General features: G+C 40.3%; 18 protein-coding genes. 11 read left to right on the forward strand and 7 right to left on the reverse strand.

All coding sequences use genetic code 11. The annotated features are described in order from the left end of the window. Positions 1–132: 132 nt before the first annotated feature. A complete protein-coding gene (locus QUE46_RS13130) occupies positions 133–789 on the forward strand; it encodes a response regulator transcription factor (RefSeq protein ID WP_286245132.1) in 657 nt (218 codons plus the stop codon). Here QUE46_RS13130 and QUE46_RS13135 read toward each other — a convergent pair. Next, positions 786–4,325, reverse strand: a complete 3,540-nt coding sequence (locus QUE46_RS13135) for a PAS domain-containing hybrid sensor histidine kinase/response regulator (RefSeq protein ID WP_286245133.1) — start codon at positions 4,323–4,325, stop codon at positions 786–788. The two genes, QUE46_RS13130 and QUE46_RS13135, sit on opposite strands and share 4 nt — an antisense overlap. 211 nt (positions 4,326–4,536) lie before the next feature. Between QUE46_RS13135 and QUE46_RS13140 the strand changes: the two genes are divergently transcribed. The 9 genes from QUE46_RS13140 to QUE46_RS13180 all read left to right on the forward strand — a co-directional run bounded on the left by QUE46_RS13140 (position 4,537) and on the right by QUE46_RS13180 (position 14,600). Next, positions 4,537–5,577: a DcaP family trimeric outer membrane transporter gene (locus QUE46_RS13140; protein WP_286245134.1), complete on the forward strand. Its 1,041-nt coding sequence runs from the start codon at positions 4,537–4,539 to the stop codon at positions 5,575–5,577. A 124-nt stretch (positions 5,578–5,701) separates the two neighbouring features. Then, complete coding sequence (locus QUE46_RS13145) at positions 5,702–6,520, forward strand: ABC transporter ATP-binding protein (RefSeq protein ID WP_286245135.1); 819 nt, start codon at positions 5,702–5,704, stop codon at positions 6,518–6,520. Continuing rightward, complete coding sequence (locus QUE46_RS13150) at positions 6,520–8,490, forward strand: long-chain fatty acid--CoA ligase (protein WP_286245136.1); 1,971 nt, start codon at positions 6,520–6,522, stop codon at positions 8,488–8,490. The genes QUE46_RS13145 and QUE46_RS13150 overlap by 1 nt, the downstream gene beginning before the upstream one ends. Beyond that, positions 8,487–9,380: a branched-chain amino acid ABC transporter permease gene (locus QUE46_RS13155; RefSeq protein ID WP_006791860.1), complete on the forward strand. Its 894-nt coding sequence runs from the start codon at positions 8,487–8,489 to the stop codon at positions 9,378–9,380. The genes QUE46_RS13150 and QUE46_RS13155 overlap by 4 nt, the downstream gene beginning before the upstream one ends. Positions 9,381–9,458: 78 nt before the next feature. Beyond that, positions 9,459–10,532, forward strand: coding sequence for a branched-chain amino acid ABC transporter permease (locus QUE46_RS13160; RefSeq protein ID WP_089348523.1), 1,074 nt, complete (start codon positions 9,459–9,461; stop codon positions 10,530–10,532). 62 nt (positions 10,533–10,594) lie between these two features. Continuing rightward, positions 10,595–11,842, forward strand: coding sequence for an ABC transporter substrate-binding protein (locus tag QUE46_RS13165; RefSeq protein ID WP_286245137.1), 1,248 nt, complete (start codon positions 10,595–10,597; stop codon positions 11,840–11,842). 117 nt (positions 11,843–11,959) lie between these two features. After that, a complete protein-coding gene (locus tag QUE46_RS13170; RefSeq protein WP_033018992.1) occupies positions 11,960–12,742 on the forward strand; it encodes an ATP-binding cassette domain-containing protein in 783 nt (260 codons plus the stop codon). Between the two features lie 50 nt (positions 12,743–12,792). Further along, entirely contained in the window at positions 12,793–14,040 is a 1,248-nt protein-coding gene (locus tag QUE46_RS13175; protein ID WP_286245138.1) for a phenylacetate--CoA ligase family protein, read from the forward strand. Positions 14,041–14,123: 83 nt separating this feature from the next. Beyond that, entirely contained in the window at positions 14,124–14,600 is a 477-nt protein-coding gene (locus QUE46_RS13180; protein WP_286245139.1) for a PaaI family thioesterase, read from the forward strand. Between the two features lie 87 nt (positions 14,601–14,687). Here QUE46_RS13180 and QUE46_RS13185 read toward each other — a convergent pair whose 3' ends face one another. The 6 genes from QUE46_RS13185 to QUE46_RS13210 all read right to left on the reverse strand — a co-directional run bounded on the left by QUE46_RS13185 (position 14,688) and on the right by QUE46_RS13210 (position 20,882). Next, complete coding sequence (locus QUE46_RS13185; protein WP_286245140.1) at positions 14,688–15,347, reverse strand: peroxiredoxin-like family protein; 660 nt, start codon at positions 15,345–15,347, stop codon at positions 14,688–14,690. A 78-nt stretch (positions 15,348–15,425) separates the two neighbouring features. Next, positions 15,426–16,154: an SIMPL domain-containing protein gene (locus QUE46_RS13190; RefSeq protein ID WP_286245141.1), complete on the reverse strand. Its 729-nt coding sequence runs from the start codon at positions 16,152–16,154 to the stop codon at positions 15,426–15,428. Positions 16,155–16,292: 138 nt separating this feature from the next. Continuing rightward, positions 16,293–16,916, reverse strand: a complete 624-nt coding sequence (locus QUE46_RS13195; protein ID WP_286245142.1) for a 3'-5' exonuclease — start codon at positions 16,914–16,916, stop codon at positions 16,293–16,295. Positions 16,917–16,931: 15 nt separating this feature from the next. After that, positions 16,932–18,770 carry a DUF294 nucleotidyltransferase-like domain-containing protein gene (locus tag QUE46_RS13200; protein WP_286245143.1) on the reverse strand — a complete coding sequence of 613 codons (1,839 nt, stop codon included), beginning with the start codon at positions 18,768–18,770 and terminating at the stop codon, positions 16,932–16,934. A 113-nt stretch (positions 18,771–18,883) separates the two neighbouring features. Then, complete coding sequence (locus QUE46_RS13205; RefSeq protein WP_286245144.1) at positions 18,884–20,608, reverse strand: sodium:solute symporter family protein; 1,725 nt, start codon at positions 20,606–20,608, stop codon at positions 18,884–18,886. Between the two features lie 10 nt (positions 20,609–20,618). Further along, the gene (locus tag QUE46_RS13210; protein WP_004586074.1) at positions 20,619–20,882 is read right to left on the reverse strand and encodes a DUF4212 domain-containing protein; all 264 of its coding nucleotides are present in this window, start codon (positions 20,880–20,882) and stop codon (positions 20,619–20,621) included. Between the two features lie 392 nt (positions 20,883–21,274). Between QUE46_RS13210 and QUE46_RS13215 the strand changes: the two genes are divergently transcribed. Then, complete coding sequence (locus QUE46_RS13215; protein WP_286245145.1) at positions 21,275–24,715, forward strand: PAS-domain containing protein; 3,441 nt, start codon at positions 21,275–21,277, stop codon at positions 24,713–24,715. Positions 24,716–24,724 lie beyond the last annotated feature (9 nt).

A 24,724-nucleotide genomic window follows, 5' to 3' on the forward strand; every position in this document is an offset into this window, starting at 1 on the left:
CTAATTTATAGAATTAACATTGAATTTTAATCTAATCGGGTTATGTTATTAAAATCAAAAAATTTACCTTTTCTTAAAAGTAAATTATCAAAACAAAAGATCATTTATCTAAACTTTAGGTTAGAAAATAAAATGACAATACACACAAAAATTATCATTGCAGATGATCACCCCCTGTTTAGGCAAGCATTGTCGCTAATGCTTACTTCAAGCTTTACTGACTCTTCATTGCTTGAGGCTCAAACTATAGCCGAACTAGAACAAGCACTTATTGATACACCCGACATCGACCTTATTTTATTAGATTTAGATATACCCGGAGCGGAGGGGTTTAATACACTTAATAGCATTCGTCTTAAATACCCACATATCGCGGTAGTAGTTATCTCTGGATTTGAAGAGTCTGAAACCATTAATAAGGCAATAGAATTTGGGGCTGCTGGTTTTATACCTAAATCCACTCCCGTTAACGACATGGTAGCTGCACTTAATAGCATTATTAATGGTGAGCTTTGGGTCCCCGCTTATGCATTAAAACAAGGGGCTCAGCAAGATAAAGAAAGTAAAATTTCAACACTCACTAATCAACAACGAAAAATACTTTTTATGCTGGCTGATGGACTACTCAATAAACAAATTGCGTATGACCTAAACCTGTCTGAATCGACAATAAAAAGTCATGTGAGTACAATTTTTTTAAAGCTGGGTGTTAAAAACCGTACTCAAGCCGTTATTTTGCTAAACCACCATAAGCATGAGCATGACTTTTTTACTCATAACACACCTTAAAGAAATGTATCGGATATATAATTTTTTTCTAATCGCTTAGTTAAAAGAGAGCTCATCAGCGCTCTTAACGCAATAGGTTTAACTATTTTACGCAAATATCCGATATCAGCATTCTGCGCCTGTTTTTGTACTGACTCATCCATAGTGGCTGTAATGAGAATTGCAGGTAATGGATACGGGCTTACTGCACGTATAGCTTTAATCAGCTCAATACCATTGTAATATCGAACGTGAGCAGGGCTGTGTTTTTGGGCCCCGAGTAATCCCGTGCTCGTTTGTGAATCACATGCGGGTATAGCTTCATCTGTTAGCTGATAATCAACCAGTAATATATCAATATCTTCCTCGTGGCTTTTGTAAATAGACATAGCCTGTTGAGCATTTGAGGCTATTAGCACATTACACTTCCATGCTGATAGTAAATCCTTCATACCTGCCGTCACGCTTTCCTCATTGTCTATACACAGCACACACACGCCTTGTAAGTTGTTACTCGCCTGTATAGGTTTAGGGGCTGCAAGCTTAACCTCTGACGCTAAAGGCACTTCTACACTAAATGTACTGCCACAATTTACCTTAGAGAGTAGCCCAAGCTTATGATTGAGTATTTCAGCTAAACTTTTTGCAATATTTAAGCCTAAACCAAGCCCTTTTGGACCCACCAGCTTGGTTGATAATTGTATAAATTGTTCAAACACTTGCTGTTGTTTTTCGTGTGGGATCCCGGGGCCATTATCAATTACTTGTATGCACAGGTTTTGCCCTTTCCTGCGACAACCTAACAATACTTTCCCATCGTGTGCATAACGAAAAGCATTACTTAAAAAGTTCTGTACAATTCGGGCAAGTAAAGTTAAGTCACTTTTTATATACACCTTACTCGAAGCACATCTAAAATCTATCGCGTAATCGTGCGTTAAAGCTGAAAACTCAAGCTTTAACATAGAGAATAGTTTTTCAATTGGAAATACACTGATATCAGGGGTTATATTACCGCTTTCAATACGTGCTATTTCGTTTAAATCGAGTAAAAGATTATTAGCAATCTCTAAAGAGTTATCTATTTGCTTAATTTGCATTCGCTCTTGCGCAGATACCTTGGCGCTTAAACTTACCGCAGATGAAAACAAGCGAGCAGCAGAAAGTGGCTGTAATAAATCGTGGCTACATGCTCTTAAGTATTGGCTTTTTTTAAGGTGGGCTTGCTCTGCTTTTAGTTGTGCTGCTACAAGTTCTTGATTCGCCTTTTCGAGTTCAACATTCGCCTGCTCTAACTCTTTAGTACGTGCTAAAACGCGGCTTTCTAAGTCTGTATTTTCTTCTTTTAGGTATTTTTCGGCTTTTCTAAATTCTGTAATATCTGTAAAAATCATTACAAAGCCCCCGCCTGGGATCGGGTTTCCTTCAATATTAATAATTTTATCATTAAGTAAACGTCGCTCAGACTGATGCCTACTTCCTGCTTTTAAATACCCTAAACGTTTATTTACCTGAGCCTCAATATCACATACATATCGCTTTTGATTTGTAAGGTTGTATCTAATAAGTTCACTGATAGGGCAACCAATATATATAAAATCTTTTGGGTAATTAAAAATATCTAGGTATTGCTTATTCCAAGCCACTAAATTTAAGTCGCCATCAATCACTGAAATACCTTCACTGGTATTTTCAATGGCGCCTTGTAAAACTGAGCGACTAAACTCAAGCTGCTGAGTAGAATTATCTTCCACAATTTTTGCGACCTGGTCAAAAGCCATATCGCGCCCACCTAAACCAAAAGACAATACAAGTTTAGCTGACGCAGCCCCAAGCACAGGTGCCAAAGTATTCTCAGCATGAAATAGTAATGCTTCATTGTAGGTTTTATGCTTTTTATCTTTGTGCAGTATATTAAATTGCGCAAAACACTGTTTTGACTTTTCAAAACCAATAAAGCGGGACAAAAGCAGTTCAAGTTCACTTATATCTACCTTTGGTTGCTTAGGAAAATGCCTATGGTGATTTTTACCTGTACCGTAAAAAAACTTACTTTGCATTTCTTCGCGGATGTTTTGCCGGGTCAGCAATGACACTATAAATAATACGCTTATATTTAGGCTTAACCCTATTAAGGTCATTACCGTGGTTTTAGGCCAAGTCGTGTTACTAAATAAGTGTTCATAAAAACCAAGCTGCGGGAGTAAATTGCCAAATCCCCAAATTAGAAAGCCGCAACTTATCCCCCAAAAAACGCCCTTTTGTGTGGCTCTTGGCCAGAAAAAAGCAGCTATCAATGCAGGTCCAATTTGCGCAATAGCGCCAAAAGCAATTTCACCCAATGATGATAACGCGCCAGGCGGAGAAATAAGCAACATACCAAGGCTTAATGCTATAACAACAACCACTAACGCCTTACGAATAAATAAAAGCCGTGATTGAAAATGCAAATAATCATGGTTTTTCCTAGGTGAAAATTTAAATATAAGCGGGAAGACAATTTCATTGCTCAACATCGTACTCAACGCAATGGTTGATACAATAACCATGGAACTGGCTGCAGAAACAGCTCCTAAAAACGCAAATAACGACAACCACACCTGCCCATAATAGGCGGGTAAAAATAATACATAAGCATCTGCATTTAACGATTCGGCATAGTTTAAAGTGCCCGCTAAACCAATAGGCCCTGCAAAAAATGCAAATACTAAAATGTAAGCAGGTAACAACCAACGCGCTAAGCTACTTGTTTTTCTATCTTTTATTTCAACAAACATGACTTGAAACTGGCGCGGTAAACATAAGCAAGCAGACATAACAATAAATAGTAAACCAAACATACTCACTAAATTACTTGACTCAAATTGCTGCGCTAAAGAAACATGCCCTTTTGACTTTTCTAAAATTTCTAAAGGTGAGTCATAAATTACAAACGATACAAAAAGCCCCACGAGTAAAAATGCAATCAGTTTAACGGCTGACTCAAATGCAATAGCTATCATCACTCCAGGGTGGCGCTCTGTTACATCAATCGTTCTGATACCAAAAATAATTGTAAAGCCAGTTAAAATAACACTAACAATTAAACCAAGCTGCCAAACTGGCAGATCCTGACTTTCTTGCAAGATAATATACGAGTCAATAATTGCTTTAAGTTGTAAGGCTATATAGGGCAAAGTGCCTATTAACGCGACTAGCGTAATAATAAGTGCCAAACTTTGTGACTTGCCAAAACGGGCAGAGAGTAAATCGGCTATTGAGTTTGTTTTTAGTTGCAGGCTCGTTTTTATAATCCGCTGTATAAAAGGCCACGCAAATATAAATAATAAAATAGGGGCTAAATAAACAGGAATATAATTAAAGGAGCCGCTAGCAGCCTGTGCAGATGTACCTAAAAAACCCCAAGATGTACAGTATACACCCAGCGATAGCGCATAAATAATCGCATGCTGCTTAGCAACTAGTTTATGACGATACTTTCCACCTAAAAAAGCAATTAAAAACAGTAAGCTTATATAGCCAATGCTTACACTTATTAGCAACCAGTTAGAAAACATAATGAGCTTCTTGTCCGTGCTTTTTAGCACATTTTTTATTATTAGCAGAAGTGGGAGTTACCCTTTTTACATCCTGAATTTAACCATATAGCACCTAACTAAAGAACTAGACTAAAGGACTAAACGATAGGTGCTAAGTCTTATTACTAATTGTTGCTTTGTTCGGTTTACTTACTATTAGCTGAACAACTAATACAAGGGAATAAGCTAGATGTTCGATTCAAAATATAAAAAACTACTACTGGCCTCTTCGTTACTAACTGCAAGTTCAGCCGCTTTTGCCGGCTACGAAATCAAACTAACAGAAAACGATAAACTCACATTTGGTGGCTATATAAAAATAGACTCTCGGTATGTTGATGGAGATGTAGCTTATCGTGATTTTTGGATTGGGGATGGCACAGCGCTTGAAGAAGATGCCTCTCAGTTTAAAATTTTTGCTAATGAAACCCGTTTCAACACCAAGTATGTCCATGGCGATGTTACCGGCTTTATTGAAATGGATTTTAACGGTGGTGGTGGTAACGAAATAATATCGAACTCTGCAAACCCGCGCATACGTCATGCTTTTATAAACTATCAAGACCTCACTGTTGGCCAAACGTGGTCAACGTTTATGAATACCAGTGCAATTCCAGAAGCAGCCGATTTTGCAGGTGCTACCACAGGGCTGGTGTTTATTCGCCAAGGGCAAGTGCGTTATAACATGGGTAATTTTCAACTGTCGCTAGAAAACCCAGAAACATGGGGCGGCGATACCTCTAACGACAAACTACCCGATTTAGTCGCTCGCTATAACTTTAAAGATGATTGGGGCAACGTATCAGTATCGGCCCTTACGCGTCAGCTTAACACTCTCTCAGGTGAGCAAGAATCTGCTTTTGGTATGTCTGTGGCAGGTTTAGTTAAAACAACTGGCAAAGATGATTTACGTTTTCAATTTCACAAAGGTGAGCTTGGTCGCTATGTCGGCGCTGCTGCTGCAAAAGATGTATACGATAACGAAGTTGAAGATCTCACTTCGGTACTCATAGCATACCGCCACTTTTGGACTGATACACTTCGTTCAAGCGTGCTCTACGGAAAAGTTGAAGGTGATGTGTCTGAGCGCGAACGTACTCAATGGGGCGTTAACGTATTTCAAAATTTAACCAAGGATTTAGTGGTGGGCTTTGAAGTAGGTAACTTCTGTATGGATGAACAAGATAAAGACTCTAACTACGTTCAAGCCACATTGAGATTTGCACTTTAAACCACTTTACCTCTAATGCTTAGCACCGCGTAACACTCCCAACCAATGTTACGTTTGGGAGGAGAATACTCTCCTCCCCTTTTTACATTAGAGACAGTCAATCCGAAAAATTTGGAGAGCAGCTATGACAGCTTTAATACTTAATGTAGAAAACATATCACTTGCTTTTGGTGGGGTTAAAGCCTTAACCGATGTGAGCTTTTCTGTAAAAGAAGGGTCTGTTTTTTCAATTATTGGCCCTAATGGGGCCGGTAAAACCTCAATGTTAAATTGTATTTCAGGGCGCTATACCCCTAATAGCGGTAATATTTTTTTTAATAATAAAAACGTAACTAGTTTGCAGCCAAACGACCGCGCCGATTTAGGCATGGGTCGAACATTTCAAAACCTCGCTTTATTTGGTCATATGTCGGTATTAGACAACATTATGGTTGGCCGTCATCACTTATTAAAAAATAATTGGCTAACGGGTCCATTATATTGGGCATCCGGTGCGCAAAAAGAAGAACTTAAACACAGACGGAAAGTTGAAGAAGTCATCGACTTTTTAGAAATATCCCACATCCGAAAATCCATAGCAGGCACCCTGTCTTATGGCTTACGCAAACGCGTAGAGCTTGCAAGGGCAATGGCCCTCAATCCTAAACTTATTCTACTTGACGAGCCAATGGCAGGCATGAACCTAGAAGAAAAAGAAGATATGGCTAGGTACATTCTTGACCTTAATGAAGAGTTTGGGATCACCGTTGTCATGATTGAACACGACATGGGCGTGGTGATGGATATTTCCCATGAAGTAATGGTTTTAGATTTTGGTAAAAACTTAATTTGTGCCAAACCAGAACAAGTAATGGCAGACCCATACGTAAAACGTGCCTATTTAGGACTCGAAGAAGCCGATAGCGAACCTGAAGAAGTTAACACATTAGAGGAAGTAAGCTAATGACTCACCATGATTCAATTAATGATTTTGAAATGGCCGAACTCAATACCTTTCCTAAAATATTACAGTTTAATGCCCAGCAATGGCCTCATGAAACAGCCATGCGAGAAAAAGAATTTGGTATATGGAATGAATTTACATGGGAAGATTATAACAACCGAGTAAAGTGGCTCACACTTGCATTGCTAGATAAAGGTACAAATAAAGGTGATGCAATTGCCTTGCTTGGCGATAATCGCCCTGAATGGGTGTGGGGAGAAGTAGCTGCACACGCAATGCGATGCCACTCTTTAGGTATTTATCAAGATTCAATGCATGAGGAAGTGGCCTACTTACTCCAAAGTAGTCATGCCACGGTTGTAATAGCTGAAGATGAAGAACAGTGCGATAAATTACTCGAACTTGGCGATGAAATTTCACACGTAAAATTTATTGTTTACTGCGACCCTAGAGGCATGCGCAAATACAACGATGAGCGCTTAATTGACGTAAATTCACTGTATACACTTGGCCAAACCATAGATAACAGTGAACCTAATCGCTACCCACAACTAATTGAAGCAACCTCCCCAGACGACATAGCAATTTACTGCACAACATCAGGCACTACTTCAAAGCCTAAAATAGCACTACTCAACGGTGGTAATTTTGTTAAACATTGCAGCGCTTACTTAAGAGCAGATCCACGCCATCCAGGCGATAACTACGTATCGGTATTACCTCTGCCTTGGATAATGGAGCAAGTTTATGCTGTTGGCCAAGCACTTATTGCACGTCAAATAGTTAACTTTGTTGAAGAGCAACAAACATTAATGTCTGATCTTAGAGAAATAGGCCCAAGCTTCGTATTACTTGCCCCACGAGTATGGGAAGGAATATTAGCAGATGTTCAAGCTCGGATGATGGACTCAACACCATTAAAAAGAAAACTATTTTCTTTTGCCATGAGCATTGCCGAAAAAAGCCAGCTTAAAGGTAAAAAATCGTGGTTTGCAGAGCTTATTTTAATGAGAGCGCTTAGAGACAGACTCGGCTTTTCATATTTAAAATCGGCAGCAACCGGCGGAGCCGCAATGGGCCCAGACACGTTTAGGTTTTTTCAAACCATTGGTGTGCCGTTAAGGCAACTTTATGGGCAAACAGAAATGTGCGGCGCTTATACAATTCATCATCAAAACGATGTTGATTACGATAGCGTTGGCTTTGCGTTTGATAATGCGCAAGTAAAAGTTATTAACGAAGATGAAGCCGGTGTTGGCGAAATTGTTGCAAAAACAGTGGGTATGTTTACCGGCTACCTTAATAATCAAGATGCATACAACGAAGATGTAAAAGATGGATGGATGCAAACAGGCGATGCTGGCTACTTTAAGCCTTCAGGACATTTGGTTGTTATCGATCGAATAAAAGACTTAGCATGTACAAGTAACGGCGTTCAATACTCACCGCAATACATTGAGAATAAATTGAAGTTTTCGTCATTTATTGGCGAAGCCGTCATATTAGGTAAAAACAAACCTTATTTATCAGCCATCATTTGTATTCGTTTTAGTATCGTTGCTAAATGGGCAGAACAACACGGCTACTCATTCACAAATTACACTAACTTATCTACCCACCCTGAAGTTTATAAAAAGCTCAGTGAAGAAATACAACGTGTTAATGAATCGCTTCCTGACGCTCAAAAAATACATAAGTTTTTACTGCTTTATAAAGAACTTGATGCAGATGATGGAGAGCTTACACGTACGCGTAAAGTAAGACGCAGCGTTATTGCCCAAAAGTATGGCGATATCATAGATGCGATATACCAAGATCAAAATATAGTTGATGTTGATACCCTTGTTGTATTTCAAGATGGCACTAAAACACGCATTCAAACGCAACTTAAAATCCAATCTCTTATTAGTACTCCCACAGTCACTCCCGTGGCAAACACTCACACTGAAGCACAACGGAGAGCATCATGAACTTTGAATTACTCATTCAGTTAATCATTAATGGGCTTATTGTCGGCCTGCTGTATGGCGTCGTCGGTATGTGTTTTGTTTTAGTTTATAAGTCGACACAAATTGTAAATTTTGCACAGGGCGAATTTTTACTTGTAGGTGCCTGGGTGTGCTGGAGCGTGCTTATATATTTAGAACTCCCCTTTATTGTTGGCTTTTTGCTCACAATGGCGTTTATGGCAGCCTTTGGTATTTTAATTCAAATGATTGTATTACGCCCTATGATTGGCGAGCCAATTATTTCAGTCATTATGGTCACAATTGGTTTATCTATCTTTTTCCAAGCATTGATGAAATGGATCTTTGGAGTATCAGCGCAAAGTTACCCGCAGGTATTTGATGCGCAAAGCATTCAAATTTTTGGCCTAAATATTGAGTCAGCCTACTTAATGAGTACGGTTATCGCCTTAATTATTATGGTTGCATTTTACCTCTTTTTTAAACATTCAAAATATGGTCTCGCTATGCGAGCCACTGCATTTAATCAGCAAATTGCACAAAGCTTAGGTATTTCCGTTAAACAAGTGTTTGCTATGAGCTGGGGCATTGCGGCAACGGTATCAGCAACAGCCGGTATTGTAATAGGGATGGTTAACGGGGTTTCAAGTTCTCTATCAATGATGGGGATTAAAGTGTTCCCAGCCGTTATTTTAGGTGGCCTCGACTCGATTGTAGGTGCAATTGTGGGTGGCTTAACAATTGGAGTGCTGGAAAACTTAGCTGAGTTTTTTGATAGCCAATACCTTCATGTTGGCAACATGTACGACATAGCGCCGTTTTACGTCCTTCTCATCATACTTTGGTTTAAACCTTACGGTTTATTTGGAACTAAAGATATTGAACGAATTTAAGAGCTTACATTTAGCGATGCGCTGAAAAAATACAGCGCAATGCACTTAAACATAAATTATAAAAACTAGGATTTTATTATGTCTAGCTTAACTATGCGCCCGTGTGGCGACTTTAGAACCAGTTACAAACAAGACAATACCATTTACGAAACTAAAACCATTCGCAACGTAGCTATTATTGCCATTGCACTACTATGCTGCGCACCATTTTTGGTCGATGCATACTTTTTAACGCTGTTTATTCAAATTTCATATTTAGGCATTGCGGCACTGGGCCTTAATATTTTAGTCGGTTATACGGGTCAAATATCATTAGGCCATGGCGCATTTTTTGGCTTTGGTGCGTTTGCCTCAGCTTGGCTGAATATGTCCTTTGGGATCCCTGTTTTATTGTGTATCCCTATCGCAGGCTTTTTAACTATGTTGGTTGGCATGCTATTTGGCCTTCCCGCTTCGCGTATTAAAGGGCTTTATTTAGCAATTGCCACTTTAGCCGCCCAGTTTATTCTCGAAGATTTTTTTGCTCGTGCCCAATGGTTCACTGGTGGCTCAGCTGGCTCATCAGCCGACCCAGTCTCTATTTTTGGCTTTGTGTTTAATACCGACCAAAGCTTTTTTTACATTGCGCTATTTGCCCTTGTTTTTATGTATATCTGGGGCTGTAACCTAATGCGCAGCCGAGAAGGTCGCGCCTTTATTGCAGTAAGAGATCACTACCTATCAGCAGAAATTATGGGAATAAAACTTAACAAGTACCGTTTGCTGTCATTTGGAGTTTCATCTTTCTATGCGGGTATTGGCGGTGCGTTATATGCGCATTACCTAGGCTACGTTTCAGCTGAAGGATTTACATTATTCATGTCGATTCAATTTCTAGCGATGATCATCATTGGTGGCTTAGGCTCTATTAAAGGCACCCTTATGGGTGTTGTATTTATGGTGTTTTTACCTGAAGTGTTAGAAAGCGGCGTTGGGTTAATGAAAATGACGGATTGGGGCAATATTCCTATGGTGGTTGATGGCCTTGCTTACATTAAAGAAATGGCTATTGGCCTCGTCATTATTTTATTTTTAATTTTTGAACCTGAAGGCATGGCGCATCGCTGGGCACAAATTAAAAACTATTGGAAATTTTACCCGTTTTCTTACTAATAAATTACACGACAACAACAAGCTCATTGGCAACACAGCCAAAAAATGAAAAGGAAATTATCATGCACAATAAATTAAAACTTAGTTCTGTATTTGTATGTTGCTCATTAGCCATGAGTAACCATGTTATTGCTCAAGACTCTGTGTTTGTAGGTCACTTAGCTGATATGTCAGGGCCTACCTCATTTGTTGGTAAAAACTATGCTGACGGAGTACGAGACTCACTTGCTTATATTAATGAAAATGGCGGCATTAATGGCACTCGATTAGAGTCTGAAACTATTGATTACGCCTATAAGGTACCACAGGCCATTGCATCTTATAAAAAATGGTATTCGCGTAAAAAAATGGTCGCAATGCAAGGCTGGGGTACCGCAGATACAGAAGCGCTAATTTCGTTTGTAGCCAGAGACGAAGTCCCCGTATTCTCAGCGTCTTACTCTGGACATTTAACCGACCCGACAGGCAAAAACCCACACACTAAAAAACCAGCGCCTTATAACTTTTTTTATGGCGCTTCATACTCAGACTCTTGCCGTGGACTTGTTCAATGGGCAGCTGAAGATTGGAAGAATAAAGGCGGTAAAGGTAAACCTAAATTTACTCACCTCGGCGCAAATCATCCATTTCCTAATGCACCTAAAGAAGCCTGTGCAGAATACGCAACTGAGCTCGGTTTTGATGTACAACCTGCAATCGTGATTTCAATGAAACCAGGCGATTTTAAAGCGCAATGTTTAAGTTTAAAAAGTTCAGGTTCTAATTACGGCTACATTGGTAACTTAGGTGGCTCTGTACTTTCGTTGGTTAAATCGTGTAATACCGTGGGAACCGATATTCAATTCATGTCGAATATTTGGGGAGGAGACAAAAAAATATTCAATGCAGCGGGTGAAGGCATTAAAGATTATATTTTCCCTACTATGACCCCTTTTTGGGAAGATGAAACACCTGGCATGAAGTTGGTGAGAGAAATATCAAAACAATCCGATCCATCAGGAAAAGAGCAGCGCGTTCACCATTATGTGCGCGGTGTTTGTTCAACGTTTTACATGAAAGAAGCAATGGAATGGGCAAAAGAAAACGGCGGTATAACCGGTGAAAACATTAAAAAAGGCATGTACGTTAAAAAGAACTGGGTCCCTAAAGGGCTTGAAGGTGTGTGCTTAGCTGCCAACTGGAGTAAAGACGATCACCGTGGCGTAAACCAAGTAAACATATACAAAGGCAATTACAACAAAGGCAATGTAACTGCTGAAAAAGTATCGGTAGTAACACTTGAACGCCGTGACGATTGGTTAGGCTACTAATAAATACAAAAATTGGTTGCAAAGACCCCAAAGGTTTTTTGCAACCAACCTACAAAACTAAATAATTACGGAGCGTGTATGTCATCAGCAGCAAAAAAATTAGAGCCCGCCTCACCCATTTTAACCGTAAATAATATAGAAGTTGTATACGATGAAGTTATTCAGGTACTCAGAGGCGTTAGCTTAGATGTACCAGAGGGAGAGATTGTTACTTTATTAGGCCCAAATGGAGCCGGTAAATCAACAACACTTAAAGCTATTTCTGGATTACTTAAAACCGAAAACGGTGAAGTAACTAAAGGTGACATTACTTTTATGGGCGAGCGCATAGATTCTAAAAATGCAGAAGATGTAGTGCGCAGCGGTTTATTTCAAGTAATGGAGGGGCGTCGTATTATTGAAGATATGACATCTTTAGAAAACTTAAAGCTAGGTGCATTTACTAGAAGAGACTCGCAAATAAACCAAGATATTGACATGGTTTATCACTACTTTCCGCGTTTGAAAGAGCGCACAGGTTTAGCCGGCTATTTATCTGGCGGTGAACAGCAAATGCTAGCAATAGGCCGGGCATTAATGGCTAGGCCAAAAATGATTTGCCTAGATGAGCCATCAATGGGGCTATCCCCTCTACTTGTTAAAGAAGTATTCGCGATAATAAAAAAAATAAATGAAGAGCAAGGCATCACTATGTTTTTAGTGGAGCAAAACGCTAATTACGCGCTGCGTGCTGCTAATTATGGCTATATTATGGAGTCTGGAAAAGTGGTATTAGACGGAACACAAGAGCAGCTCATGAATAACGAGGATGTTAAAGAGTTTTACTTAGGAGGTGGAAACGAAGACCGTAAAAGCTTTAAAGATTTAAAGTCTTATAAACGCAGAAAGCGCTGGCTGTAATAAAAACAATTTAAATAAATTTACTTTTTAGCATGACTTCGGAGCCCCTTATGACTAACTTATTTAATCCAAAAGAAAGCCAATCGCATATAAGCCGAGAACACGATTTATTCACAAAATTGCCTAGCTTTATTTCATATGCAAAACAAAACAGTCCCTATTACAAAAATATATTAGCCAATATTACTGCGGATAAAATAACTAATCGGGAACAATTGGCCACACTGCCCATTACCAGAAAATCATCACTCATTAGCTTACAAAAAACAGCATCGCCGTTAGCGGGGTTAAACTCAGAACAAGGGCATATTAGTCGGCTGTTTCAATCGCCCGGCCCTATTAACGACCCCGAAAACTGTGAAAATGACTGGTGGAGAATGGGCCAAGCATTTTACGCAGCTGGTTTTAGAGAGCACGATAAGGTGCAAAACTGCTTGTCGTACCATTTAACGCCTGGTGGGTTCATACTAGATTCGGGAGCTCGCGCCTGTGGCTGTATTGTAATACCCGCAGGGCCTGGGCAAACCGAACAACAACTCGACACCATTGAAGGACTAAAACCTCAAGGCTACTGCGGCACTCCCTCTTTTTTAAAAATTTTATTAAACAAAGCTCAGCAGCAAAAGCGCGATATAAGCAGTATTACTAAAGCATTAGTCACCGGTGAGGCTTTACCTAAAACACTTCGTGATGAGTTTACAGCAGCAGGTATTAATACATTACAAGCTTATGCCAGCGCAGATGTAGGCTTAATTGCTTACGAAAGCATTGCAGATGATGGTTTAATTATTGCTGAAGACCTTATCGTAGAAATTGTTCGCCCTGGCAGTCTAGAGCCAGTAGCCGATGGCGAGGTGGGTGAGGTCGTTGTAACCAGCTTCAACCATGACTACCCTTTAATTCGCTTCGCTACAGGTGACTTATCTGCTATTAAATCAGGGCAAAGTACATGTGGGCGTACAAATTTACGCATAAAAGGCTGGATGGGACGAGCAGATCAGACAACCAAAATTAAAGGTATGTTTGTCCATCCCGAGCAAGTGGAGCGCGTTAGGTTAAGTGTTAGCGGCATTGCTAAAGTCAGGCTTAATGTTACAAGTGAAAGCCATAACGATCAAATGCACCTTTTATGTGAGCTAAGTACAAGCGCCAATGATATAGACACAAAAACACTGCAAAACACACTAACAGAAAACCTAAAGCTATATACAAAGTTAAATGGCAGTGTTGAACTTGTGAGCCCCGGCACTTTAAACGATGACGGCAAAGTGATCGACGACCTAAGAGCTACTTGTTAGTTTTACTTTCAACAAGGCTTTGAGTTTGCTAATAAAATACCTACCTCAGCAATTTAAAGCCTTTATCTCTAAAAGAGCAATATATGAGTAAAATCGCTTTTCAAGACTGCTACATACAAAGCTTAAGCCATTGTTATGGGTGCGGTAAAAACAACCCCGAAGGGCATCAGCTTAAAAGCTACTGGTTAGATAACTTTGAGGGAAGTAAAACAATAGCTCACTTTACGCCTAAGCCTTACCACACCGCTATTCCTAGGTTTGTGTATGGTGGCTTATTGGCCTCTCTTATTGATTGCCATGGCACAGGGAGCGCAGCAGCCGTTGTCCATTATAAAAATAACTTAACTATTGGCAGCGACCCTACCATTCGCTTTGTTACAGCGGCCTTAAATATTAATTATTTAGCGCCAACACCTATAGATAAACGACTAGAGCTCGTAGGCGAGTTTAGCCAAGTAAAAGATAACAAAGTAATTGTTGATATTACTTTATCTACACATAACGTTATTTGCGTAAAAGGTGAAGTAGTCGCTGTTAAAATGCCAGCCACGTTTAAATAAGCAGTATTTAAAGCTTTTAAATTAACCCAAAAGTAGCTAATTACCTTGGCTACTTTTGGGTATAAAGCAAGCTTACTCTATTGCTTACTACAGTGCTTTTAAAGCATTAACTATATCTTGTGGCTCTGAGCGTGTACGGTAATCAACATCAACATAACGCCACGTTACCCTGCCTTCACTATTTAAAACAAAGGTTGCAGGAATAGGTAAAATACTGCCATTGCCGTTATTAAGTGACTCTAAATCAAGGCCGCGGTCTACACGCATATGCTCTAGTAAAAATGCAGGAACTTTCCACGCTACGCCATAGCTTGCTGCTACATCTGCATTTTGGTCACTCAGCACGATAAAATCCATGTTACTTATTTCGCTTTCGCTCATTGAGCCATCGGGCACTTGCGGGCTAATAGCCACCAGCTGTGCGCCTAATGCGTGAATTTCAGGTAAGCGTGATTGAAGCGCTTTTAGCTGTAAATTACAGTATGGACACCAACTACCACGATAAAAAGTAATAACCACAGGCCCTTTTTTAAGTAGCTCGTCTAATAAAACTTGCTCACCGAGCTGGTTAGGCAGTTCAAAGCGTGGGGCATTTTGCTCTAAATTAAGTGCGTTTTCCCCTTCTTGAAACGCTTTTGCCTGCGCAATGGTTTCATCAACGCCTTTCATAAAATCAGGATTACCTTTTCGCCCTGCTGCTACTTTTGCCTCTGTTTGTACTTTTAATGTGTTGCTTTCATTGCTCATAGTATTACTACCTCAAATTAATCAAAAACGTAAAGCTAGCTTACAGTACGAAAATGTATTTGGAATGAAAATTTTAATTTAATCAGTTATTTCTAAATCAAACACTACGTTTATGGATGATTTAAAGCTTATTGTTGCATGTAAATCATTACTACGTATTTGAGGAAAAGAGTTATTATCTTGCTGCGACCTGTGCATTTTGGTTATGGCTGTACTAAAACCACTGTCATAGCTGTTTTTAGTTGAGCTAATAGTGCGTACTTCACCTACTTTTGCGTTGAATGAATCAGCAAGTAAATCCGCTTTTATTTTTGCATCTTCAATTGCTAGCTGTGTGGCTTGCGCTTGTAGTTGCTCAAATTTTGAAGATAAGAACGCAATATTTTGAATGGCATTTACTTCTTGGTTCAATAAAAAATCTGTTAAGTCACTCACACGCTCAATACTGTTTAGCGTTACTTCAAACGTTCTTATCGCTGCGTATTCGCTAAGGGCCTGATCCCCTGTTTCAATATAGTCCATCCCTGTTTTTTCAATTTTTACATTTGAGGCAACTACGTCATCGGCGCTTATTTCAAATTGATTAAGCCCATCTATTAATAACTTCACTTTATTCTCAAGCGCATTATTGGCAGCTTTCGGCTCATTTTTAACGCTATTCACCTTAAATAGTATTTTAGCCATATCAGGCTCAACTAATACCTCTCCAGTGCCTTGCACTGAGATATGACGATTGGCTGGTAAGCTCGAATTAGCAAAAGTGATAAGTGGCACAAAGAATAAAACAATAGCGGTAATGAGTTTCATGCCGTTCCTTGAGGTGATTAGTTAAATAAAGACTTTATAGTTGTACCTATAGTCATACGGATAACAATAAAAGTAAACAGCTCTTTATTGTAGGCGGGAGTTTACCTCGCGCGTCATAAAGTCGCGCCTGCAGCCAACCTAGGTTAACTCACCTACTTTGACCTCTTTACCACGATTTATTTGATGGCATTGTGCGAGTAGTAATTCGGCGGTGGCTTGTGCGTCTGTTAGTGCGTTATGGCAATGATAACTTGGTAACTCATAACGTGTGCGACACGCACTTAGGGTTAAATCATCTTGTTTTATTTCTGCGCCTTGGCAAGTAAGGCGCTTTTTTTCTATGTGGAGGGTGTCGAGTATTAGCTTTGGTTGCGCACTTATATTGGCGTTTTTAAGGGCAGCTTTTAAAAAGCCCCAATCCAGAATGGCGTTATGAAAAACCAAAATATGGTCATTAAAATCACGGCTTAGCTGCGTTAATATAGAGTGCAAGCTTTGCCCTTTAGCAACGGTATCTTCAACAATGCCATGAAAAACAGGGCTTTGCTCTAGGCTTTTTACATCTTTATTTATTAAATGCTGCGACTCACTTATTTTTATACATTGGTTATCTATTTTTACCCAAGCTATCGAGACAATTTCATGCTGGTTTACATCAAGGCCGGTAAGCTCTAAATCAATCACTAAATAGCGCTGTGTTAGTGCATTTTGGCTTAATAAATTTCGCCTTTTTAAGTATTGGCTAAGTAGTTTTTTTACCATACATCTTCCCCCTAATTACAAGCTGCCGCGGGCAAATTTAAATGCGGCGGCTTGCTGGGCTTGTTTGACTAAATAAAAAGCCTCTTTAAGCTGATGACGCTCTAATGAACTTAATTTATCGGGGTTTATGCAGTTACTTGGTAAACCTTCTTCGTTTATTTGTGTACTAAAACGCAATTGAGTTAAAAATCGCCAACAATCTTTTAAATTATAAATATCGTCTTTATTTAGTAGTGTATGCTTAAGTAAAGCATCTAAACGCTCTTGGGTATTGGCGCGTTTTATGCCAGCTTTTAACGCATATAAACGGACTATGTCGTTAATGATCACCACACCACGTTTTTTTAAATCAATGTACTTATGGTTGTTGTCGCTTTTTTGCGTTTTAAGTTTATTAAATAAGCCAATAGGCACTGAACTGGCTCTTATGTCGGTTGCCATAGCAGCATAAAATAATTCATCGCGCGATATTCTGTTTAACTGCTCGCAAAAGCCGCTGTATAACGCATTGGAGCCTTCTATAAAGCGCAAATCAAAAAATATTTTGCAGTTAAGCATGGCGTTAGGCGTTGGACTTTTTATCCATTTAAAAAAGCGCTCGCACCACTTACTCACGCTCATTCTGCACTCATCACTGCTGGCCATAATATTACCGGGGCAACGCCTAATGCCACACTCTACTAGCTGCTCGCATACAAACTCCCCCATGTGTTTAAAGTAAGCTTGGTGCTGCTCGCTTAAATCATCTGGGAGTAATAGCCCGTTGTCTTGATCTGAATGTAGGGTTTGCTCCTCCCGTGCTTGCGAGCCAAAACATATAAAGCAAAAGCTGGTCGGTGCTGCGCCATTTTCTTCTTGAAATAAATGAATAAGGCGCGAGGTGAGCGCATCGGTTAAGCCGCTGAGCAATTTACCAATTAGCGATATGTCTTCTATGTTGTACGAAAAACTACGCAGTAACTCAGGGATTTCGCCTGCATAACGTTTTAAATCGGCAATGCTGTGGGCTTTATAAATACGGCCAATAAGCTGCACGGGGTCGCTTTTTTGCTGGCGCAGTAAATCGGTACTGGTAAGCATACCCAGTGGTTTATGGTTTTCGTCGAGCACGGGTAAATGATGAATATTGTATTTAAGCATTAAATGCAAAGCAGAAAATACCCGATTGTTTTCGAATATAAACTTAGGCTTTACACTCATTATAGTGCTAACCGCATTTTGTGGGTTTACTTCATCAGCCAGTACGCGGTTACGCAAATCTCGGTCGGTCACAACACCAACCAGAATGGCGTGTTCGGTGATCATAATTGATGATACACCGTGTTTTTTCATTTTTTTAGCGGTTTGTCTAATGCTTGCATCGGGCGCAAGGGTAATTGCAGTGCGGGTCATGAGCTCTGATATTCTGCGCTCAGACCAGCTATCATTTTTACTTTTATAGTGCGATGAAAGTAAACGATTGGCGTGCGCGCGTACAAAATATTGCTCAAACGGTTTATATTCGCGGCGTAAAAAGTCAAAGTGCTCTTGGGAGAGCATATACACTATGCCCTCTTTTTGTACCTGCAGCCTGTTTTGAATCGCCTCTCCTGTTAACAAAGAAGGGTAACCAAAGTAATCACCTTGGGCTAAACGTTTTACTACGTCACCTTTTGCATCCACTAGGTCATATAAACCTGAGCGAATTAAAAATAGCTTAGGGGATTGCGTTTGCAGCCATTGCGTTTGGTTTTCTCGGGTTAAATAAACACTATCAATATGACTTACAAAATACTCACATGCACTGTCGTGTAGCATGCTAAATGGTGCCTGCATACACACAAACTGGGCAACTTCCTGCTGCTCTACATTCATTGCTGTACTCTTAAAAAGTATACACGAAATCTAATGTACTCATTATTTGAACAAATAAAAAGCCCGACTAAAGTCGGGCTTTTGTTACTTTATTTTTAGGTAGGCTTAGCGCATTAGTGAGCGTGGGCTTCACCTGACCCTTTAGGATTACGAATACCTTCTACCATTTGTTGTATTTCAAGCGGAGTCGATTTTGTTAATTTAAGTACAAGTGCTGCAACCACAAAGTTGATGACCATACCTACTAAACCAATTCCCTCTGGTGAAATACCTAAGAACCAATTTTCTGGGCTATTGAGCTCAGGGCTTACAAACTTAAAGAAGATAATATACGCGGCGGTAAAACCAATACCCGTTACCATGCCAGCAATTGCACCTTCTTTATTCATTGTTTTAGAGAATATCCCCATAATAATTGCTGGGAAGAAACTCGCTGCCGCTAAACCAAAGGCAAAGGCAACCACCGATGCAACAAACCCAGGCGGGTTAATTCCAAAGTAAGCCGATATAACAATAGCTATCATGGCGGCTAACCTTGCAGCCAATAGCTCTTGTTTATCGCTTATATCAGGCTTAAGTGTTCGCTTGAGTAAATCGTGCGATACAGAGGTTGAAATAACCAGCAATAAACCTGCAGTAGTCGAAAGCGCAGCTGCAATACCGCCCGCTGCAACTAATGCAATTACCCATGCTGGTAAGTCGGCAATTTCAGGGTTAGCCAGTACCATAATATCGCGGTCTACTTTTACTTCGTTTGCGCTATTTGGATCTTCTACTTTACCGGCCGTATAAAACATTTTGCCGTCGCCATTTTTATCATTAAAGGTAATTAGGCCTGTACGTTCCCAGTTTTTGATCCACGCTGGAGCTTGTGCGTATTCTGTACCGCTACCGTCTTTACCGTTAATGGTGTCGATCATATTTACGCGAGCAAACGAGGCAACCGCTGGGGCTGTGGTGTAAACAATGGCAATAAATACCAGTGTCCACGCTGCTGAAATACGAGTATCTTTAACGCGAGGTACAGTGAAAAAGCGAACAATTACATGCGGTAAACCCGCAGTACCGACCATTAAAGCGCCGGTAATAGCAAATACATCAATCATGCTTTTAGAGCCTTCGGTGTATTGTGCAAAGCCTAGCTCTGCGCTTAAACCGTCTAGCTTATCAAGTACATACATGCCCGAGCCATCACTTAATGTGGCACCAAAACCGGTTTGCGGAAAGAAGTGGCCGGTCATCATCATTGAAATAAAGATAGCGGGCACAAGGTAGGCAAATACAAGCACACAGTACTGCGCTACTTGCGTATAGGTAATGCCTTTCATGCCGCCAAGTACCGCATAAAAGAATACAATCACCATTCCAATGTAAACACCAGTTTCAATTTCTACTTCTAAAAAGCGCGAAAATACCACACCTACGCCACGCATTTGTCCAGCAATGTAAGTAAAGCAAATAAAAATGGCACACAAAATAGCCACAACGCGTGCTGTTTGTGAGTAATAACGATCACCTATAAAGTCAGGTACAGTGAATTTGCCAAATTTACGTAAATAAGGCGCTAAACACATAGCGAGTAATACATAGCCGCCAGTCCACCCCATTAAGTAAACACCGCCATCGTAACCTGCAAACGAAATAATACCCGCCATTGAAATAAACGACGCTGCGCTCATCCAATCGGCTGCGGTCGCCATACCATTGGCCAGCGGAGGTACGCCGCCACCTGCCACGTAAAACTCATTTGTTGAGCCTGCACGTGCCCAAATTGCAATGCCGATATAAAGCGCAAAACTTAAACCAACAATTATAAATGTGAGTGTTTGAACATCCATTACCTAGCTCCTATTCGTCTACGCCGTATTTTTTATCTAACGTGTTCATTTTGAAAACGTAAACAAAAATCAAAGCTACAAAGGTGTAAATAGCGCCCTGTTGTGAAAACCAGAAGCCAAGTTTAAACCCAAAAAAACGTACTTCATTCAGTACATCTACCAGTAATATGCCAAAGCCAAACGAGACCACAAACCACACTGCTAGTAACTTAAACAGTAGTGAAATGTTTTCTGCCCAATAAGCTTTTGCTTGTTCTTCATCTTTAAAAGCCATTTTTATTTTCCCCTTTAAGCATTGCATAATTGCAATGAGTGGTTTTTTTATAGTCGGTTATTAATTTAGCAACGCGGCGGGAAGAGTGAAGTGAGACCATAGTCGTAACAGCCTGTTAACGTTTACGTAAACTGCAGATGCAGCACCACCGAAAACACAAATAACACTTTCTTTTCAATTACTTAAATTTTAACAAAGGCCAATAACGACAAAGCTTAAGTATATTTGTGCAAAAATGCGACATTAGTCTAACAAACCACCAATAATAAAAATAACCTATTAAAATCAGCACTTTAAAAATAACGTTAAAAGTTTGCATAAAATTGTGCACGCACACTTAAAGTTATCTCTGGTATTGTGTGTGGGTGTAAATAATAAGGTTTAATAACAACATGACTGCTGTACTGATTTTTGTAGCACTGGGCTATATTGGGGTGCTGTTTTGGCTTGCTAATTGGGGCGATAAAACAACACCTCTTGCTAAACGGATTAGCCATCATCCTTTTGTGTATTCGCTATCGTTAGGGATTTATTGTACCTCGTGGACGTACTATGGGTCGGTTGGTACCGCAGCCACCAGTAGTTGGAGCTATTTACCCATTTTGCTCGGGCCTTCATTGTTATTTTTGTTTGGCCAAGGCTTTTTACGCAAACTGGTATTGGTCAGTAAAAAACAAAACATTACCACCATTGCCGATTTTATTTCTGCCCGTTACGGTAAGCGCCAAACCAGTGCCATATTAGTCACCGTTATTGCACTGCTTGCGACAATTCCCTACATTGCACTGCAGTTAAAAGCACTGAGTACCAGCTTTTTGCTTTTGCAAAACAGCAATCAAATATCTGGCGAAATGCTCACTCTAACCGCCACATTAATAATGGCGCTATTTGCTATATTTTTTGGTACCCGTAAGGTAGATGTTACTGAATATCGCTCAGGGCTTATGCTAGCAGTTGCCTTTGAGTCTATGATCAAGCTTATTGCGCTTATTGCCGTAGCTGGCTTAGCGTTATACACCTTATTTAATTTACCTACCCTTAGCGGCAATAAAGTCACAGAGTCGATTTGGCAACACTGGGGCAACTTTAACTTTTTTAGTTTTAATTTTATTGGTCAGTCACTTATGGCTGCCGCAGCAATAATTTGTTTACCACGACAATTTCATGTCACCGTGGTAGATAACCAAGACAAACGCCATTTATTTACTGCTCGCTGGGCTTTCCCGCTGTATTTATTACTCACCGCCGCAATGATAATCCCTATTGCGACTGCCGCCATTCACCCAAGTATAGGTAGCAGTTTTTCACCCGACAGCTTTGTACTAGCGCTACCGCTTATTCATGACCAAGCTTTTTTAAGTACCTTTGTATTTATTGGTGGGCTTTCTGCTGCAACCGCCATGATAGTGGTGGCTACACTTACGCTGAGCACCATGATCTCTAACGATGTAGTACTGCCGCTTATGCTACGCCGTAAATTTAAGCGCAACTTAATTACCAGCAGTTATAAGTCGCAAATATTATTAGTCAGGCGCTTTACCATTGCTGGCATACTTATATTGGCTTATTTTTATCAGCAATGGTTTGGCCATGGTAGTGCACTGGCCAGTATGGGGCTGGTGGCTTTTTCGTTAGTAACGCAGTTGCTCCCCGCTATTGTAGGCGGACTTTACTGGCGTAAAGGCCATGCTTATGGTGTATATGCAGGGCTATTGGCGGGTTTTATTTGTTGGGTATTATTTTTAATGATGCCAATTTTAGATGCTGGCAGCGCACTTGATAGCGAGCTTCAGCAAACACTTATTACACGCGGCACTCTGATTGCCTTATTTGCTAACATTGGTTGTTATATTAGCTTTTCGTTAGGGGCAGAAGAGCGCTTGATAGATAAAATTCAGGCCGCTGCATTTGTTAACCCTAAAGACCAGGCTATTTTATCGCGCCGCTTAAACAAAAATGTTAAAGCCACGGTTTACGACTTTAAAATTTTACTGCAAACCTTTTTAGGTATTCAGCGCAGCCAACAAGTACTGGCGCACTTTTCACTTTCGCATCAGCTAAGTGACAATAATGCCCACCCCGAACCCGAATTTATAGCCTACTGCGAACGTGCGTTAACTGGGGTGTTAGGGGCGTCGTCGGCGCAGGCGCTAATACGTACGGTTTCATCGGGTAAGCGTATGGCGTTTGAGGAGGTAGTTAACTTTTTTGACGAAACCACACAAGCGCTGCAGTTTAACCAAAATCTGTTGTATACCTCGCTCGAAAATTTAAGCCATGGTATTTCGGTGGTCGATAAAGATTTAAAGTTAGTGGCATGGAATAAGCGCTACAGCCAAATGTTTGGCTACCCTGACGGCTTTTTAGAAGTGGGCCAACCAATAGAAGATATTATAAGGTACAACGCCGTACGCGGTGAATGTGGCCCCGGCGAAATAGAGCGCCAAGTAGAAAAGCGCGTTCAGCATTTAAAAAATGGCAGCTCGCATCACTTTATTCGCCACCGTCGTAATGGCCAAGTGTACGAAATGATAGGTAACCCCCTACCCGATGGCGGCTTTGTAACGAGTTTTTCAGATATTACAAACCATATAAGCACACAAAATGCGCTTGAAGAGATCAATATGGATCTTGAAAACCGCATTGAAGCGCGCACCCTAGAAGTACAAACTATTAATAAAGACTTACAAGCACAAATAGATAGCCGAGTAAAAACAGAGCAAGCACTTACCTTAGCCAAGCGCGAAGCAGAACAAGCCAACGATAGTAAAACGCGATTTTTAGCACTGGCAAGCCACGATATTTTACAACCCCTTAACGCAGCGCGTTTGTACCTTGCAGCCATAGATGAAAAGCAGCTCGATACAACTAACCAAAATAGCTTTAATAAGCTTGGTCACAGTTTAGATTCAACCGTACATTTAATGTCAGCTTTACTAGAAATTGCTAAGTTAGAGCAAGGCGCAATGACCCCAACCCCGCGGCATTTTTGCATAAACGATATACTTATGCCGCTGCAAAGCGAGTACGCTATTTTATCAAGCGATAAAGGTTTAAAACTCACGGTTCGCTCAAAGGCGCAAATTGTTCATAGCGACATTACCTATTTGCGCCGAATTATACAAAACTTGGTGTCTAATGCGGTTAAATACACCGAAACAGGACGAGTATTAATAGCGTGCAGAAACCGTAAACATAATTTACGCATAGAAGTATGGGACACAGGCCCAGGTATTAGCGAAATAGAACAAGCTAAAATATTTAACGATTTTTACCGAATTGAGGCCGGCGATAACAAAGGCGTAGGTTTAGGACTTGGCGTTGTAAAGCGCATGGCTGATTTACTAAGCTTAGAGCTTGATGTGCACTCAGAGCCTGGGAAAGGGAGCCGCTTTAGTATTGAAGTACCTTATGGTGATACGCAGTTTGTACAACAAAAAGTAAAAGCCAACAGCTTAGTAGAAAACCGCGCTACAATTAATATAGTAGCGGTAGATGATGACCCTGAAAACTTAGCCGCAATGGCCAGTTTACTTAAAAAATGGCAAGCAAATTACACCTTGTTTGACAATGTTGATAACGTACTTGAGCATGCCAAGCAGCATGCAGCACCCGATGTTATTTTAATGGATTACCAATTAGGCAATGATTACGATGGTATTACGCTGATAAAAACACTGCGTGATACATGGCAATGCGAAGTACCTGCCATATTAATTACTGCTGTGCGCGACACAGAGCTAAAACAAGAAACCAAAGCCGCTAATATTCATTACTTAAGTAAACCTATTAAGCCTGGTAAATTAAAAGCACTGCTTAATCACAGTACTTAAGTTTAGCTA

Origin of the sequence: Pseudoalteromonas sp. MM1 (assembly GCF_030296835.1) — a bacterium.
Lineage (GTDB): Bacteria > Pseudomonadota > Gammaproteobacteria > Enterobacterales > Alteromonadaceae > Pseudoalteromonas.